General features: G+C 35.5%; 11 protein-coding genes. 5 read left to right on the top strand and 6 right to left on the bottom strand.

Annotation, left to right across the window (positions count from 1 at the left end):
- Positions 1–351 precede the first annotated feature (351 nt).
- Positions 352–1,335, top strand: coding sequence for an aldo/keto reductase (locus OM075_RS10980; protein ID WP_301190560.1), 984 nt, complete (start codon positions 352–354; stop codon positions 1,333–1,335).
- 37 nt (positions 1,336–1,372) lie between these two features.
- On the opposite strand, the gene OM075_RS10975 is transcribed toward OM075_RS10980, so the two are convergent.
- The gene (locus tag OM075_RS10975; RefSeq protein WP_301190559.1) at positions 1,373–3,565 is read right to left on the bottom strand and encodes a PAS domain-containing hybrid sensor histidine kinase/response regulator; all 2,193 of its coding nucleotides are present in this window, start codon (positions 3,563–3,565) and stop codon (positions 1,373–1,375) included.
- Positions 3,566–4,606: 1,041 nt separating this feature from the next.
- Here OM075_RS10975 and OM075_RS10970 point away from each other — a divergent pair.
- Complete coding sequence (locus OM075_RS10970; protein ID WP_301190558.1) at positions 4,607–5,086, top strand: hypothetical protein; 480 nt, start codon at positions 4,607–4,609, stop codon at positions 5,084–5,086.
- 47 nt (positions 5,087–5,133) lie between these two features.
- On the top strand, positions 5,134–5,343 hold the full coding sequence (locus OM075_RS10965; RefSeq protein ID WP_301190557.1) for a helix-turn-helix transcriptional regulator: 210 nt from the start codon (positions 5,134–5,136) through the stop codon (positions 5,341–5,343).
- Positions 5,344–5,519: 176 nt separating this feature from the next.
- On the opposite strand, the gene OM075_RS10960 is transcribed toward OM075_RS10965, so the two are convergent.
- The 5 genes from OM075_RS10960 to OM075_RS10940 all read right to left on the bottom strand — a co-directional run bounded on the left by OM075_RS10960 (position 5,520) and on the right by OM075_RS10940 (position 16,490).
- Positions 5,520–7,955, bottom strand: a complete 2,436-nt coding sequence (locus tag OM075_RS10960) for a glycoside hydrolase family 94 protein (RefSeq protein WP_301190556.1) — start codon at positions 7,953–7,955, stop codon at positions 5,520–5,522.
- A 177-nt stretch (positions 7,956–8,132) separates the two neighbouring features.
- The gene (locus tag OM075_RS10955; RefSeq protein WP_301190555.1) at positions 8,133–9,743 is read right to left on the bottom strand and encodes an MFS transporter; all 1,611 of its coding nucleotides are present in this window, start codon (positions 9,741–9,743) and stop codon (positions 8,133–8,135) included.
- A 141-nt stretch (positions 9,744–9,884) separates the two neighbouring features.
- Positions 9,885–11,966: a beta-galactosidase gene (locus OM075_RS10950; protein ID WP_301190554.1), complete on the bottom strand. Its 2,082-nt coding sequence runs from the start codon at positions 11,964–11,966 to the stop codon at positions 9,885–9,887.
- Positions 11,967–11,976: 10 nt separating this feature from the next.
- On the bottom strand, positions 11,977–14,112 hold the full coding sequence (locus OM075_RS10945) for a glycoside hydrolase family 3 C-terminal domain-containing protein (protein WP_301190553.1): 2,136 nt from the start codon (positions 14,110–14,112) through the stop codon (positions 11,977–11,979).
- Complete coding sequence (locus OM075_RS10940; protein ID WP_301190552.1) at positions 14,109–16,490, bottom strand: glycoside hydrolase family 31 protein; 2,382 nt, start codon at positions 16,488–16,490, stop codon at positions 14,109–14,111. Before OM075_RS10940 ends, OM075_RS10945 begins: the two co-directional genes overlap by 4 nt.
- A gap of 288 nt (positions 16,491–16,778) precedes the next feature.
- Here OM075_RS10940 and OM075_RS10935 point away from each other — a divergent pair, with 288 nt between their 5' ends.
- Both OM075_RS10935 and OM075_RS10930 read left to right on the top strand, forming a co-directional pair.
- A complete protein-coding gene (locus tag OM075_RS10935; RefSeq protein ID WP_301190551.1) occupies positions 16,779–17,417 on the top strand; it encodes an NUDIX hydrolase in 639 nt (212 codons plus the stop codon).
- 50 nt (positions 17,418–17,467) lie between these two features.
- Complete coding sequence (locus OM075_RS10930; RefSeq protein WP_301190550.1) at positions 17,468–18,274, top strand: SDR family oxidoreductase; 807 nt, start codon at positions 17,468–17,470, stop codon at positions 18,272–18,274.
- The last annotated feature ends 37 nt before the right edge of the window (positions 18,275–18,311 follow it).

Genomic DNA, 18,311 nt, shown 5'->3' with positions numbered 1-18,311 from the left:
ACTCATATTAATTGCACAAATTAAAAATAGAAATAATTATGAAATTACAAATAGGTTCACAAAATTAAATCCTTTCAGATTTAATGATCCATATTAAAAAAAATCAGTATCTCAGTGTTTCAGTACCTTCTGTGTTCATTTTTAACACATGATTGACTTTTCTATATTTTAAAAGTTAGATCTTCACCGACCATACCTAAATACTTATGGTCAAACGTTAAAACTTACCTTACAACACAATTGCCATTGCTAAAATTATTTTGCACTTTTATAGCCTCTTTAGCATATTGTTTATGCTTTGTATAGTAAATGGGTAGAGCAACAACATTTATTAAACAAAAATTCTACAGAATGAAAACAAGAAAATTAGGAAACAACGGTTTTGATGTTAGTGAGATTGGTCTTGGAACCTGGCAAATTGGTGCTGATTGGGGTAAAAACTTCTCTACTGATAAAGCATTAGAGATTTTAACTACTGCAGTAGATAATGGTATTACCTTTTTTGATACCGCTGATGTTTATGGTAATGGCCAAAGCGAAAAGTTTATTGGAACATTCTTAAAGCAAACTGATAAAAAGATTAAAGTTGCTACCAAATTCGGACGAGGCTCTGATGTATTTCCTGCATCATATACTAAAGATGCCATGAAAAGGTCTATTGAAAATTCCTTATCTAGATTAGGTGTTGATGCCTTGGATTTATTGCAGTTGCATTGTATTCCTACTGAAGAAATGAAAAAGGGTGATGTTTTTGACTGGCTGCGAGATTTTAAAAGCGAAGGATTGATTAAAACCTTTGGAGCCAGTGTGGAGTCCGTTGAAGAAGGATTATTATGTATAGAGCAAGAAGGCATTCAATCGTTACAAGTCATTTTCAATATATTCAGACAAAAACTAGTAACTGATTTATTACCACAAGCCGAGGCTAAAGGAGTGGGTATTATTGTTCGCTTACCGTTAGCCAGTGGATTACTTACCGGGAAGTTTACCAAAGAAACGCAGTTCAACGAACTGGATCACCGAAGCTACAATAAAGATGGCAATGCATTTAATGTAGGAGAAACTTTTGCTGGCTTACCTTTTGAAAAAGGTGTTGAATTAGCTGACGAAATTAAATCCTTTTTACCGGAAGGAATGACAATGGTTGAATTGGCTTTGAGATGGATTTTAGACCATACAGCTGTTTCTACAATTATTCCGGGGGCCAGCTCAGCTATTCAGGCTAAAACAAATGCGCTTGCATCTGAATTACAGCCTTTACCTCTAGAGCTTCATGCTAAACTCAATGCTTTTTATAAAGCAAATATTCATGAGTTTATCAGAGGTGTTTATTAAAATGAAAGTCAGGAGTTTGAAGTAGGTATTGGAAAGTTTATACTTTTATTGTAAAATGAAAATGTGATCCTTCTCCGGCTTCAGACTCAACATTAATTTCACCTCCCAACAAATTTACACATGCTCTGGCAATAGCCAAACCTAAACCTGTACCTCCATAAACCTTTTCGGTTGTGGCACTCCCCTGCTGAAAACGCTCAAAAATCACAGTTATCTTTTCCTTTGAAATACCAATACCCGAATCAATAACATCAAAATATAAATAGGTGCCTTTAGGTTTGCATAACACCTTTATAAATCCTTTATCTGTGAATTTAACTGCATTACTAATTAAATTAATTAGTATTTGCTTCAGCCTCATCTCGTCAGTATACACCACCAGATTATGATCAGGAAAATCAAATATTAATTCCACTTCTGTTTTATTCTTGGTAAGTAAAAATGAGCTGAAAAATTCTTTTACTTCAAGTAACAACCTTTTAACATTAACATGAGTTTTTATAATATCAACCTGCCCTGTCTCTATCTTAGAAATGTCAATAATATCATTGATTAATGATAGTAAATGCTCACCACTATTTGATATTATATCAGCAAACTTTACAATATCTTCCCGTGTATTATCCTCATCTTTTAAAAACGTGGAAAAACCAATAATCGCATTCATTGGCGTTCTGATTTCGTGACTTACGTTTGCTAAAAATGCCGATTTTAACTGATCACTTTGTTCAGCTTTTTCTTTGGCCTCGATTAATTGATTTTGTTGCTTTTTTTGCTCTGTAATATCCTGCAGAACACCAAAAACGCGTTCTATTTCATTATTATGATCCAACTCAACATAGCCACTCACATATAAATAAAATAATTCACCGTTTTTTTTAATACCCTTGTGCTCATGTTCGTAAAAGCAATTATTATCTACAGACTTTTTCAATGCCTCCAAAACATTCAAATGATCTTCGGGTGGCATTATTTTCTTTAATACATCAAGATTTAATATGATTTCATCTTTTTCATATCCAAACAAAGCATATACTTCATCGCTCCATACTAATGAGTTGTCCTTAAATGACATTTCAAAATTTCCTATTTTGGCAACTCTTTGCGATTCCCTAAGTACTTTTTGACTTTTCAGCATGGCCATTTCATGTTTCTTGCGCTCTGAAATATCTCTTACAAAACTTAAAACATACTGCTCTTTGTTAATCCAAACATAAAGAGCATTTACCTCTACCGGAATAATTTCGCCATTCTTTTTACGATGTCGTGCTTCAAATGTAAAGCTCTGATATTCCTTGGTGGAAAAGAAAATAGATAAATCAATACGTGGATCACTTTCAACAAAGTCAACATCTATATCATAGATCGTAATATCTTCAAACTCCTTTCTGGTATATCCAAGCATATCACAGGCACCTTTATTTACATACTGAAAATGTGTATCTTTCATACTTCCCCAATAAATGGCATCCGAAACATAATCAAGAGCTTTATAAAGCCTGTTTATATACGATTCAACTTCTTTTTCCTTGGTTACATTTTTAACGTAAATAATAATTAATCCATTGTCCCGGGTATCCTCCGTTGATACAATATTTAGTTCTGCTAAAAACGATGCGCCGTCTTTTCCTTTAAACTCAGTATTTATTGGTTCAATATTAGATAAGCTGTCAGTAAAATATTTTTTCCATTCATTTTTAAATTCCTGTTCGGTTAATTCTATATCAATATCAAAAATTTTTATTTGCGATAATGTTTCAAATGAATAACCTAAAGTTTCGCACAATACATTGTTAGCATATTTAATGTAGCCCGTTTTATTGACCCAAACTACTCCTAATGTATTATTGTATGATGGAACATTTAGTTTTTGATAGTTTTCTTTATCACTGATACCTTTAATTAGTCCGGAAACCAAAATATAAGCATCCTGCTTTAGCAAATGCCAACTTATGGTGAGTTTTTTATTATTAAAGCTTGTGATCTGATTGGTATGATAAACAGCCTCTGTCTCCCCTGAAATCAAAGCATTCCATTTTTGCTTAAATTGATATTGATTATTGAGAGATAATATATTGCTATAAAAAATTGAATGATCAGGACCACTTAAAACATTTTTCCATTCATTATTAACTCTTAATAGTTTACCTACATCATTAGTGATGCAACATAACTTTTCGTTTTCGTTAAAGAAAAAATCAAATATTTTATTTTCAAATAGCTCTGACATTCCAACTTCTTTTATTCTTTAATAACCCTACTATTTCATCCATTTTAATAGATTACAAACTAAATTGTATATATTTTATACATCCCTTTGGCAGGATCATATAAACTGAATGAAACAGGTAAAGTATTTACTTGATAAAACAGCAGGTAAATTCTTGTTTTCCTCAATGAAATATACTTAAAATTAAGAAATAAGTTGTGTTTTTAGCTCTATTTCATTCATTTACATAACAGTTTCACCCAAATTTTATAAAAAGTCGAAAATTGTATTTATAAACTGAGCATTTATTTTCTACAGTCTCACTTAAGATGAGCCATGAGATTCGATAAGTTATGCCCAAAGGGGAATACGAGTACTTGACAACACCAAACTTATGTGTAAATACATAAACGTTTATGTTTGAAACATAAACGTTTGAGGTAGAAACATAAACAATGGGGTTTAAAGTATCTACGTTGCTATAACTAACATGAACTTTTATATAAAAAGTATCAACACTCGAAGAAAAAACATCAACCTTGTCAGTTTTTCTGTCAAAGTTCAATGAAAATAATAGAACGTTGAAGTTCAATCAATCAGCTTTCAAACAAAAAATAGCAAGAATCATCATATTTTAAGCAATTATGGAAAAAAAGAACCCAAAGCTTTAGTATCGAACCATCAATGTTGATATAAAAAGTAAGAACATTGATGGTTGAAATAGAAACGTTGATATAAAAAGTATCAAGCTTGACAGTTTTTATGACAAACTTGACGTTTAAAGTAGAAACTTTTATGGTTCAAACACCAATGTTGATGTTTTTACTAAAAAATATAAACCAACAATAAGCTTGTGTATTACATTAATATACATCGAAAATATTTTTGCTAAACAATGTAGCAACCTATCGAGATCATGTATTACTATATCTTACACACAAATTATTCAATTAGATACCTGCACGGTTCCTAATTTTTAAAATTAAACTTTAGAATCATTTGTTCATTTAATAAATGTAAAGTATATTTGACACAATGTAAAATAAATTTAACTTTTTAATCATGGAAAAATCAAACCTTATTGCCTTATCATTAATGATTGTAATTATTGCTTTAGTGCTTTTAACTTCGAAGTTTAATATGGAAAAGCAATACGAAATAAAGAAGAATACACGTTTGCTTCCTTATTGGGCAAAATATCTAGGCTTTATAATCTTTATAGTTTCATTAATAACACATCTAGTTTCATTTTCAAATGATCTCCAAACACTAAAACCTTTCTGGCAAATAACCTCTGCAATTGGATGTATTATTATTGGACTCTCCAGAGAAAAAAACGAAGACGAAATGACCATGGCACTGAGACTAAATTCTGTTTTTAAAGCATTTTTTGGAGGAATTATCTTTCATTTATTTATGCTGTCATTAGAAAAATTAATTGGAGGAGATCTTAATTCATATAACTCCCTTTATGTAACTAATTTTATTCTTGTTACATATGTTATTAACTTTCATATTGCAAAAAAACGAATGAAAGCATAATTTGAGATATCCTGAAACAATGAACCTTATACATCTAATTTAAACTCATGAAGAACACATTAAAAGTAGAACGTGCCATACTTAATTTAACTCAGGAGGATTTAGCAAAAAGGGTTCAGGTTTCTCGTCAAACAATTAATTCTATCGAAAATAGTAAATACATTCCTTCTACTGTTTTAGCATTAAAACTGGCTGCAGTTTTTAACAAAACAGTGAATGATATTTTCACATTGGAAAAAGGTGATGAAAACTCATAATTGGATATTGATAAAAATCGGAGCACCAAATATGAATTACCATAACAGCACTCCGATCCATTCAACAAAATGTATGTAAACAAAGGTGAGTTTGTCGTTCATTTAAAATGAATCGAAGTGGTTCCGTTGAACTGCACTTCGATTCTCCTATGGTTTTGGAAAAATAAAGGTCTGAATTAAAGCATCTCAACAACTACCTTGTGTACTGAATCCTGATCCAATACAGGAATTACATTACCATCAATGGCTTTTCCATCCACGGTAAGTTGTTTAACGCCTTTATTTTTCTCTCCTGTTTTAATTTGTATTTCGTAGGTGGCTCCTCGAAACTTACGAGTATAAGTATAATCACTAAAATCATCAGGAATACATGGATCAACTATTAATCCATTATAATCCGGACGAACGCCAAGAATATATTGCGTAATAGCATAAAAGTTCCAACTGGCTGTACCTGTTAACCATGAGTTTTTTGCTTCGCCGGGTTTGTAGGCATCTTTACCAGCAACCATTTGAGCATAAACATAAGGTTCTGTTTTATGCAAATCACTGATTTCTTCAAGGTAAGCAGGACATATCTTTTTATAATATTCCCAGGCTCTGTTTCCCCTGCCAATTACTGTTTCGCCAATCATGATCCAAGGGTTATTATGACAGAAAATACCTGCATTTTCTTTATATCCTTTAGGGTAAGTAGATATTTCTCCATACTCAATATAATATTTGGTAAAAGCCGGATTATTTAACACAATTCCGTATTCACAATCCAAACGCTCTTTTACTGAATCCAATGCTTTTTCACACAAGCCTTCTTCTTTTCCAATGCCTGCCATAGTACACCAGCCTTGCGATTCAATAAAAATTTTACCTTCTTCGTTTTCATCAGAACCCACCTTTTTTCCGTAGAAATCATAAGCCCTCAAGAACCATTCTCCATCCCATCCAAAATCTTTTACTACCTGAATCATTTTATCTACTTCAGCCTGTGCCCTGCTTGCTTCTTCTGTTTTACCTAGTTCTTTACACAACTCAACATAGTCGGTTCCATAAACTACAAACAGTCCGGCTATCATTACCGATTCTGCTTTGGAGCCTTTGGTATTATTCTCAGTTGTCTGGAATGATTCATTGGGATCTTTTGAGAAACAATTCAAATTCAGACAGTCATTCCAGTCGGCACGACCAATTAATGGCAACCCATTAGGTCCTATATTATTTACCACATGATTAAAAGAAATCGTCAGGTGCTCAAACATGGTTTTAGCCAAAAGTTCATCATTATCAAAAGGCACCATTTCATCAAGAATTGAAAAATCACCTGTTTCTTTAATGTAACTCACAGTTCCTAAAATCAGCCACATTGGGTCATCATTAAACCCTCCACCCAAAGCATGGTTTCCGCGTTTGGTTAAAGGTTGATACTGGTGATAACATCCGCCATCTGGGAACTGAGTGGAAGCAATATCAATAATACGCTCACGGGCTCTTTCCGGTATCTGATGTACAAAACCAATCAAATCCTGGTTTGAATCACGAAATCCCATACCGCGCCCAATTCCTACTTCGAAAAACGATGCGGAACGCGACATATTAAAAGTAACCATACATTGGTATTGATTCCAGATGTTTACCATACGATTCAACTCCGGCTGATCACTTTGTACATTAATGATACTTAGAAGATTTTCCCAATACTTAGCCAGATCATCCAATGCTGCATCAACTTTTTCTACTGAGTTAAATTTTTCAATAACCTCCTTTGACCTGGTTTTATTAATCACTCCTTTGCTTTCCCATTTTTCCTCTTCAGGATTTTCAATATATCCTAAAGTAAAAATCAAATCTTTAGACTCGCCGGGTCTTAACACTACCTCAATATAATGCGATGCAATGGGTGACCATCCGTGTGCTTCTGAATTGGTTGGCTTTCCATTCAATACAGCCTGTGGTTCTGATAGTTCGTTATACAACCCCACAAAACTTTCTCTATCCGTATCATACCCCTGAATAGGTGTATTAACATGAAAAAAGGCATAGTGATTGCGACGTTCCTTATATTCTGTTTTATGATATAATGTAGATCCGTCTATTTCTACCTCTCCGGTTGACAGGTTACGCTGAAGATTATTCTGATCATCTTCTGCATTCCATAAACACCACTCCATAAAAGAAAACAACTTAATTGTCTTCTCTTTATCTGTTTCGTTAGTCAGCTTTATTTTATGTACTTCGGCCCAGGTTTTAAGTGGAATAAAGAAGGTACTTTCTGCTTTTAATCCGTTTTTTACACCAGTTATTTTGGTATAACTCATTCCATGACGGCACTCGTAACTATCTAAAGGTGTTTTGCTTGGCTTCCAACCCGGATTCCATATGGTATCTTCATCCTTAATGTAGTAGTAACGACCGCCATTATCCATGGGAACATTATTATACCGATACCTGGTTAACCTGCGGAATTTTGCATCTTTATAAAATGCATATCCTCCTGCTGAATTGGATACTAATCCGAAAAAATCTTCATTCCCTAAATAATTGATCCATGGAAATGGAGTTTGTGGATTGGTGATCACATATTCTTTATTCTCATCATCGAAAAAACCGTATTTCATTTGTTTTGTATTTTGTTGAATTATTGTCTTAGTTCCCAGCGTTTCGCTGCGCTATGCACTGGGCTATTGTATTACGGGCCTTCAGCCCTATATTTACAGCACTTAATGTTTATATTCGATCCTTAAGGGGGAAAATATCATCCCTGCTCTTCGCTCTAAGCTCTTCTCTTCTACCCTTTAACCATTAACCTTACTACTTTTATCCTTTATCCTCCTATCTTGTAACACTTTTGTAATCATATCCATTTTTGTTTGATTTAAAGGATACAACATCATTACTCCAGCTGCAATAACTGTAATAATAGATGGAACCCAACTCATAAGCATTACTATACCCGGAATTGCACCCTGTATTGCTGTAGTATCTTGTCCGTTATAATGAAATGCAGATAATATAAAACCAATGATGGCACCGGCTATACCACCACCAAACTTAGTGGCAAATGAACCTGCTGAATAGATTAACCCGGTTGCCCGACGACCATTTTTCCATTCTGAATAATCGGCAGCATCACCCAGCATGGCAAAGAATAAAGTTGGGAAAATAGCTGCGCCAAACTCCGAAATAATTCCCAAAGCAAAGATGGAAGTGACATCACCTGAGCCACAAAATACTAACATGGCATTTACAGCTCCAGAAAACAATAAGGCATAAATAAATAAATTGCGTTTGCCTAGTATTCTGGCTAGAGGTGCAGTTACCATAGCACCTGCAATTGATGCCAATGTTAACCCAACCATAAAAGAACCTGCTAGCAATTGATTGTGTAAATAGTGTGAAAAATAGATCACTACAATTCCCTGTTTAATAGAATTGTAAATATTAAACAGCAATCCTATTACAAGAAGTACAATCCATGGTTTATTGGTTATTAAATCCTTAAAATCCCGCATTAAATTGGTTTCCTGAGATGCAGCAGGTTTAATTCGCTCTTTGGTTGAAAAGAAGGTAACAAACATAAACAACGCCAGGAACACGGATAAAATATAAATAGAATAACTATAGCCTTGCTTTTGATTAATCAGCGAAAAACTCTCCGCTGTTAAATCTTCCTCTCCTTGCACAAGAAAGGTGTATTGCACCTTTTCTTTCAAAGTGAAACTCTTGCTTTTTGTTGGTTCATCAGCTTCATCACACTCCCAAACAAATGTGGCAATTCCATGCCCGGTAGTTATATTAGCATTAGGCACATCTTCAGGAGCTGTAACTATTACCTTATATTGATCTTCTTTAATCTGACTTACTTCAAAATGAGGATTTACATTTCCAAAATACGCCACCAAAAACAACAATAAACCCTGAACAATCATACCTCCGGCAAAAGCACCAACCATCCGATACGAACCAATCGTAGTACGTTCTTTATCATCGCCAGTCATTACTGCCATTAAGGCTCCATAAGGAATATTATTTGCCGTATAAACCAATGTAAAGATGATGTAAGTAGTATAGGCATAAATGATTTTTCCTGAGGCCGTTAAGTTTGGTGCAGTAAACAACAATGATAAAATTGCAGCCAAAGGAACTGCGGTCCATAAAATCCAGGGACGAAACTTACCATATCTTGAATTGGTTCGGTCCCCCACAATTCCCATTGCGATATCACTAATTCCATCGCTTGAACGTGCTACCAGCATTAGGATTCCAACTGCTGCCGGGTCAATACCAAAAACATCAGTATAAAATACAAATAAAAAGGTTGCTACTCCACGCCAGGCAATATTTGCAGCTCCATCGCCAAGGGCATAGCCAATTTTTTCGAAAACGGATATTTTATTTGAATGCATTGTATTCTTTTTTTTAAACTTGGTTTAATACTAGAAGCTTGCTATTACGCGTATCCTCATGCGTGGGGACACGAGCGATAGCAAACTATTTAAGGGTGGACAAGAGCGATAGCTATTCATCATTTTGCTTTAATATCAAATTTAATATTCATCACCATGCCACACTGCAACATCAGCAGGTTCTAAAATTTGATCTCCAATGATATAATCTCCATTAAAATCCAGCTCATAACTTTGTGATGAATAATTAACTGCCACCCAAAATCCATCACGATATTCAACAAAAACGCCTTCCGGATAATCCTGTGTTATGATTCCCTTTTCATCGTAAACCATTTTAAGAATATCCTTTTCCAGTTTACCATCAGTACTTACAGTCCCTAAATACCATACCTTCCCCTTTCCTATCGTATTTTGTAAGCAACAAGCAGTACCTGCATAAAACTGATCGTTATAGTTTGCAAGTATCTTAGTTTTGGGATCTGGTTCAATCAAATCTCCCCAGCAACTCCAATTATAAGCTTCATTATTCATGGTAATCGTACCGGTTTTACCTGAAGGTAACATATCAAAGGCTGTAATTTCACCTCCTATCAGATCATTCATTATGCCAGACAAATTACTTTCCCATAAATGAGCATTTTTATCTTTAGCTCCGGTTCTGGGAGAAATAACTAACTGTCCGCCGTTTGCCACGTAGTTTTTCCACTTTTCAACTAAAACTTCATCCACCATTTCATAAGCAGGAACTACAATACAATCATATTGCGAGAAATCATCATCTTCAGAGACAAACACAACCGGAATACCCAGCGAGTGTAGAATACACTCATATTGCTGCATGTGTTGCCAGGTATTCCATTGGTTGGTTTGCTTTTGTCGTTCCTGATTCCACAAATTATCAAACGACCACATAATTGCCGTTTTCTTTTGCGGTAATACTTTTGGTATGCTATTTTTTGTATTTATTTTTTGCTGTAATACTTTAATTTCGTTGATGAACTGAACATACTCAGTACCTCCTTGCGACAAGCTTACTCCATCTGTTGCGACTATTCCATGATGATATTGTTCAGCTCCATACAACACCTGACGATAACGATAGGTACATGCATAAGAACAGCCTCCAGCAAAACAATGCCATAACCACATACGAACAGTTCCCGGCTGTAATAACGAATTATGATTGGCCCAGTTGACCTGCCCAGGCTGTAGTTCCATGACTCCGGTAACGCCATTTACGGATTTATAATAGTCGTTGGCATACATCAAAACAGCGTAATCACCCATTCTAAAACCTAAGTCTCCCAAATTGTTGCTTCCGTAGTTCGGATACGCAGTAAACGAGGCAAAATCCATCTTGGTGCTTCTGCGAGGATCTGTCTGGCTGCCCTTTGCTACATAGTTGGTGGTAATAAATTGGGATGAATCAATATGCTTTCGAAGAATCTCTGCCTGAAAATCTAAAAATGACGCCTGCGTATCTGCTGTAAATCTTTTAAAATCCAATAAGGCAATTGGGTTTGCACCCCACCAACCTACATTTTGAGCATTGTGAATGCTTACCTCATCAAATGAGGAGTACAACTGACTCCAAAATGCAGTTCCCCAAGCCTTATTGAGTTCCTCTATGGTTTTATACTTATCTTTTAGCCAAACTTTAAATGCATTTTGAGCAGCAGTACTATAATCTTCTTTGGCCTCAGGTTCATTATCGATCTGCCAACCCATTATGGCTTTATGGTTTGAATAATGCTCAGCCATTGCTGAAACAATTTTGCTTGTATACTCTAATACTACAGGATTAGCCAAGGACATATTTGCTCTGGTTCCATGTTCTTTGGATTGATAACTACCATCCCTTATATAAATCTCGGGATACTTAATCCCTAACCATACGGGAGGACATGGGGTCGGTGTTCCCAATATTACTTTTAGATGGTAGTTATCTGCCAAACGAATCACCTCGTCGAGCCATGTAAAATCATAATTGCCTTCAGAAGGTTCTAGCTGCGCCCAGGCAAATTCTGCCATATGGATAAATTCAAATCCCAGTTCTGATATATTTTTAATATCTCTTTCCCATTTATCCGGCGACCAGTGCTCCGGATAATAATACACACCCACAGTCATTAATTCCTCTTTAGGAAAAAAATCCTGAGCTGAAATATTACTCCATAAGCCAACTGCAATCAATATCAATAAAATCTTTGTTCTTAGCATATGATCCTCTTTATTCAATCACTATTGTTTTCGTTATCCGGATATCCTTTGACGAAGCTCCAACTAATAATTTCACCTCTCCTTTTTCAAGAACCATCTGTTTCTGGTTCTCATCCCAATAGCGTAAATCATCTAATTTTATATGTAATTCAATTTTCTTTTGTGCTCCCATTTCAATAAATGTTCTTACAAATCCTTTTAAGGCTTTCTCTGGTCGCTCCACTTTTGAATCAGGATAAGAAACATAGACCTGAACCACCTCATCTCCATCCATTTCTCCAATATTCTTTACTTCCAGAGCTATATTTATTTGTTCATCAATTATTCCAACTTCCAGATTTTGATATTCAAACTGCGTATAACTTAATCCAAAACCAAAGGGATATAATGGAGGATATTTAGCATACAAATAAGTATGTCCGTTACGAATGTTATAATCTAACAAGGGTGCAATATGAGCATCACTCATTGGCCAGTTCTGTACCAGTCGTCCGGCAGGATTATAATCACCAACCAACACTTCAGCTAGCGCATTTCCCAATTCCTGACTATTATGTGTAGTGTGAACTATTGCAGGCAAATTTTGCTGCGACCAATTAATAGCATAAGGAAAACTACTTACCAAAACCAATGCAATATTCTGATTGACCTCAAAAAGCTGCCTGATCCATGCTTCATCTTCCAATACAATTGATTTCCGATCGACAGACTCCTTACCATAACTTGCTCGAGTGACCTGTGCCCAACCAGCATTCCCTGTCGGGTGATTTCCTCCAAAAGCCAATATTAAATCTGCATCTTTGGCCTCTTCTTTTGCTTTTTCAATTAAGGAGTCAGGAACGTAAATGATTTCAGCTTTATTGCTCAGTTTACGTTTTAATCCCTGCAAAGGTGTTATAAAATATGGTGGTGTTCCTGAATACCAATCCAATAAAACCTGATCAGCCAATTGACCAACAACCAATACTTTAGAAATCTCTTTTGTGTTTACTGGTAAGGTATTGTTTTCATTCTTTAATAGAACAATAGATTTGCAAGTAACCTTCTTAACAATTTTCTTATTTTGATCATTTAACCAGGGCTCAGACTCATCGTTTAATCCAATTTTTGAGTAAGGATTCTTATCGCTATAATCCAACAAGCCTAATTTGATCATAACTCTAAATGAACCTCGTAAAACTGCATCAATATCCGATTCATTGATAATCCCTTTTTGTAATGCCTTATGAATAGCTTCTTTATATTCATCCAGAAATTGATTGATACCTCTTTTAACGGCCATCCCGGCTCCCATTTCTATTGAGTCATAATATTTATGATCCGAAATCAGAAGTTTTAAAGCACCTCCATCCGTACAAATTATTCCATCCTGCCCCCATTGGTCAACAGTTAATTCCTTTAACAAAGGACTCACCATCATAGGTACTTGATTTACTTTACTATAAGCTGCCATATAAGCTCTTGAACCACCTTTTTCAACACCCATCTGAAATGGATAGGCATAATATTCGTGCAATAAGCGCTCATCAAAATCCGAGGAAGAAGATGTACGGGTATCTTCATTACTATTGGCTAAAAAGTGTTTCATCAATGAGGCTGCCTGCCAATAATCAGGATGACTACCCTGAAGTCCCTTTATAAATGCCACAACCAACTGTCCGTTTAAATAAGGATCTTCACCGTAACACTCTTCCGTTCTTCCCCAACGGGGATCGTGACTAAGATCGGCATTAGGAGCTCTTACTACCAGTCCTCCTCGTTGGTATTTTGGTGACTGAGCCATATATCGAACTTCATAACCCTCAATCCGACCCAACATTTTCAAACTGGTAGTGTCCCAGGTTTGACCCAAGCCATACGATTGTGGAAACGTTGTTGTTGGAACGGGATGATCATGCCCCCAATTACCAGGTTCTCCCATGGCTAATCCATGTAAACCTTCCACATGTCCGGTAGCCACAACTCCCAAGCGAGGTACAGAAGGATTTGTTCCCAGGCAATTCACCTTCTCATCTAAAGTCATTAATGACAATAGATTGTCTATACGTTCCTCAACGCTAAGCTTTGTATTCTGAAAAGGATATGATTGCGAATAACACAGATGAATACAAAACAAGAAAGCTACACTTAAAACCAGTTTTCTCATTTTACGCCAAATTCTTTTACAACCAATTCTGTATTCAAACCATCCTGGTTAATCTGCCACTGATTACTTATCTTCTTTGCAGAAATTTGGTGAAGTATGTTATCTGTGGGTAAACAAATTAAACCGGAAGCCTCATTGATCCCTTCGCCATAGACTTTTAGTATCAACGCACTCCAATCCATATCTTTAGTTGACTGAACCAATTTAATATGAGGTATAACAGATCCCTCTTTAACTAACATTATAATAGGAATATCTCCTGCCTCAATATTGTGCCATCCGCCTTTATATTGCTTCCCAGTTTGATAATCTATCCAATTACCTTCAGGCAAGTAAACATTACGTTCTGAAACCTCTTCAAACAATGGAGCAACTAAAATATCCTCACCAAATAAATACTCATCATCAACCAACCACGAACCCGGATCATTTGGAAACTCAACAAAAAGTGCACGCATCATGGGTAAACCAGTCTCTGTACATTTTTTTGCCTGTGCGTAGATATAAGGCATCAATTCATAGCGCATATTATCAGCCTTTCTGAAATCATTTAAAAACGACTTGCTATATTCCCAAGGTTCTGTTGGTGGTGCACCATGACTGCGAGTATGAGACGTTAACATTCCGAATGGTGTCCATCTTCGGTACAAATCTTCAGGAGCCTTTAGCACAAAACCACCAATATCATGACTCCAGAACGAAAATCCACTTAATCCTATAGACAAGCCTCCTCTAAGTACTGCGGCCATAGCTGTATTGGTATTGGCAGGATCGCCTCCCCAATGAACAGGATAACGCTGACTCCCGGCCCAGGTACTTCGAGCCCACATAATTTGCTCACCCTTCTCTTTTTTAGTGATATCTGCCACTGCTTTATTATATCGTAACGGAAATAAATTATGCTCATAAAAACCGGTTTTACCAGATGCATAAATACCATTATATGGGGCAGCTTCGCCAAAATCAACTTTGATTGCACCAACTCCCAATTCCAATAAACCGGCTATTTTACTTTGATACCAATCTACTGTTTCTGGATTGGAAAAATCAAGAACAGCATCTTCGTATGGTAAATTTCCTTTGGCGTTTTTTACATACAATCCCTTATCTATAATTTCCTGAAACAGCGTATTTTGAGGAACAAAGTATGGTAGCTGCCACAAACAGGTCTCGAATCCCTGCTTTTTTAAATCCTTAATCATTTTACCAGCGTCGTCAAAACGCGATTCTGAAAACTGATAATCGCAACGCCAATCAGTTTCAAACCAACCTGTATCAAAATGAATTACATCACAGGGAATTTCATTTTTTCTCAATTCCTTTGCCACAGTTCTGCCATCATCTTCACTAAAATAAGTAATACGACTCATCCAAAATCCAAACGACCAAAGAGGAGGCATGGCTGCTTTACCTGTTAAATTTGTATACTCATCCAAAATGTCTTTAGGTTCTCCTAAAAACACAAATAAATCCAGCGTTTCATCTCCAACCATCAAACTATTCACTCCACTGAAATACTTACCAAAATCACAGGTAATGGGTGTTGAAGTATGCATAAACATTCCATAACCTCTGTTACTCATAAAAAAAGGAATGGGTTTATACATGGTTTCATTTTGAATACCATTGGCATCATCGGTACACAATACAACCTTCTGTCCTCTTTTATTTAATTGTGTATACGATTCTCCACATCCAAAAATCATTTCGTTAGGAGACAAGGTAAATGCTGCATTAAAACTTCGGGAATAATCAGAAGCTCTTCGAACATAGGAAAAAGGCACTATGGGGGTATAGGTAGTCTCTGCATTATCAACATTGTGGTTTGTCGAGGTCAACAACTTTCCTTTGGCATCATAAAAGGCAACATGCCAAGGATAGGACGTTATCACAACTTTTCCGTATTTACTCTGATAAATATGTTTTCCCTGATCAAAAGAGTAATCCCAAGCTTTTCCTTCCGGAGCAGTTCCATTAACCAGCATTAATGATGGTTCATCTGAAGTTTTATCAGGACCGCTGTTAAATTTTAAACGAACTGTTTTTTCAGATATAAAGTGCAATGAAAATGTAAGATCTGGTGCCGCAGCATATTCTCCTGTTGGAAATTCATTGGCTATAACCGGTCGTAATACACCCAACATATTATTAAATGCATATCTGGTTTTATACTCGTAACGTTTATAAATAATGGTTCCTTCTGCTTTTTCCGGGTTAAATGAAGAAAGACTATCAGCGAAATAATAGGTATTTTTAAAACTGTAGAAATCGGGGCTTATATCAATGGGTTCATTAACCAATCCTTGATTTTGTATCTGGGCATTAATAGAAAACATCCCAAAAAAGGATATTAAAATTGCTTGAAATAGAACTTTCATAGATGTAGATTTTTTTTCAATAGCAAATGTAAAACGAGCAAACTGTTGTGGTGTGACAGAATGATAACGATACGTGTTTAAATGTAAACTGCATGAATACAAACCACACACATACGATGTAAATGGTACTATTTTTCAATACTTTACATATAAACTCTAATAAATCAAGGTTTCTACAGTAAATCTGTAACATCCAAATTATTTTATTAAAAGTTTAATATTTTATTAAAATAATTTGGAGATAATAAAATCAGTACGTATTTTGTACGCTTATTAAAACAAGACAAAATGAGCGATAAAATCAACAACTTATCTGTAGATTGTGTAGTATTTGGTTACGAGGATAATCAATTAAAAGCGCTGCTCATTAAACGCGACAAAGAACCAGAAGCTAACAAATGGTCTTTACCTGGTTCATACGTATATTTAGACGAACCCATAGAAAAAGCAGCCCAAAGAGTTCTTTTGGAGCTGACAGGAATTCATGATATATTTTTAACGCAAGTTGGAATTTTTGGTGAAGTCGACAGATACCCTCAACACCGAGTGATTTCCATTTTATATTGTGCTTTGGTAAGACCTGAGATGTTTGAATTATTAGCCGGTTCCCATGCAAAGGAAGTTAGTTGGCACGAGATTAATAGTCTCGAAAAATTACCTTTTGATCACAATCAAATGTTGGATGCTGCATTAAACTGGTTAAAAGATGAATTATGGAGAAAACCCATTTTGATAAACTTATTACCAGAGAAGTTTCCTTTAAACCAAATGCAAGAATTATATCAGTTGATACTGCAGAATCCAATTGACAATCGTAACTTTAGAAAAAAAGTTATCAGTCAGGGACTTGTTGAAAAACTGAACGAAAAAAGTAAAGGCGGTCAGCAACGACCAGCATTTCTTTATAAGCTTAAAGTTCCTTTATAAAATTTTTTACCCTTTAAACATAACGTACTATTAACGCAAATTTAAATATCATGTTTGATTTATCAGGAAAAGTTGCCGTTGTAACAGGCGGTGGAGGTGTTTTAGGAGGCAGCATTGCCACCAGTTTAATTGAAGCAGGTGTAAAAGTTGCCATCCTGGATATCAGAAAAGAAAACGTAGATGCCAAAGTTGAAGAATTGAAGCAAAAAGGCGGAGAGGCTTATGGTATTGTATCCAGTGTTTTAGACATGGATGAACTAAAGTCTGCAAAAGATTTATTATTAGAAAAGTGGGGAAAGGTAGATATACTAATCAACACAGCCGGAGGAAACCTTCCTGGCGCTACTCTAACAGAAGAGCAAACTGTTTTTGACATGAAAATTGAGGATTACCAAAAGGTAACTGATCTTAATTTAAATGGAACAGTATTTCCAAGTTTGGTTTTTGGAGAAGTAATGGCAAGTCAGGGAGAAGGAAGTATTATTACCATCTCTTCTATGGCTACTTACTCAGCAATTACAAGAGTATTAGGATACTCTGTGGCCAAAACAGGAATCAATATCTTTACGCAATGGATGGCTATGGAAATGGCAACCAAATTCAATGAAAAAGTAAGAGTAAATGCAATTGCTCCTGGATTCTTCATTGGTGATCAAAACAGAAAAGTATTGATTAATCCTGATGGTTCTTATACTGAACGCAGTAAAAAAGTTTTAGCTCGTACTCCTATGAAACGTTTTGGTGACATTAAAGAGTTAAATGGTGCGGTTCAGTTTTTATGTTCAGATGCTGCTTCATTTATCACTGGAGTTATTTTACCTGTAGATGGTGGATTCAGTTCTTTTAGTGGCGTTTAATTAAAATATTAAAAAACTAAGGATCAAGGTAAAAGGT

This window comes from Plebeiibacterium sediminum (genome assembly GCF_026013605.1).
GTDB classification, from domain to species: domain Bacteria; phylum Bacteroidota; class Bacteroidia; order Bacteroidales; family Marinilabiliaceae; genus Saccharicrinis; species Saccharicrinis sediminus.
The sequence above is the reverse complement of the archived record's forward strand: the minus strand, read 5'-3'. Positions and strand labels throughout refer to the sequence as shown.

Excerpts from the sequence above, each read along its gene's own strand:
- OM075_RS10935 (WP_301190551.1), top strand. The coding sequence starts at position 16,779 with ATGAGCGATAAAATCAACAACTTATCTGTAGATTGTGTAGTATTTGGT.
- OM075_RS10970 (WP_301190558.1), top strand. The coding sequence starts at position 4,607 with ATGGAAAAATCAAACCTTATTGCCTTATCATTAATGATTGTAATTATT.
- OM075_RS10975 (WP_301190559.1), bottom strand. The coding sequence starts at position 3,565 with ATGTCAGAGCTATTTGAAAATAAAATATTTGATTTTTTCTTTAACGAA.
- OM075_RS10940 (WP_301190552.1), bottom strand. The coding sequence starts at position 16,490 with ATGAAAGTTCTATTTCAAGCAATTTTAATATCCTTTTTTGGGATGTTT.
- OM075_RS10955 (WP_301190555.1), bottom strand. The coding sequence starts at position 9,743 with ATGCATTCAAATAAAATATCCGTTTTCGAAAAAATTGGCTATGCCCTT.
- OM075_RS10945 (WP_301190553.1), bottom strand. The coding sequence starts at position 14,112 with ATGAGAAAACTGGTTTTAAGTGTAGCTTTCTTGTTTTGTATTCATCTG.
- OM075_RS10960 (WP_301190556.1), bottom strand. The coding sequence starts at position 7,955 with ATGAAATACGGTTTTTTCGATGATGAGAATAAAGAATATGTGATCACC.
- OM075_RS10930 (WP_301190550.1), top strand. The coding sequence starts at position 17,468 with ATGTTTGATTTATCAGGAAAAGTTGCCGTTGTAACAGGCGGTGGAGGT.
- OM075_RS10965 (WP_301190557.1), top strand. The coding sequence starts at position 5,134 with ATGAAGAACACATTAAAAGTAGAACGTGCCATACTTAATTTAACTCAG.
- OM075_RS10950 (WP_301190554.1), bottom strand. The coding sequence starts at position 11,966 with ATGCTAAGAACAAAGATTTTATTGATATTGATTGCAGTTGGCTTATGG.
- OM075_RS10980 (WP_301190560.1), top strand. The coding sequence starts at position 352 with ATGAAAACAAGAAAATTAGGAAACAACGGTTTTGATGTTAGTGAGATT.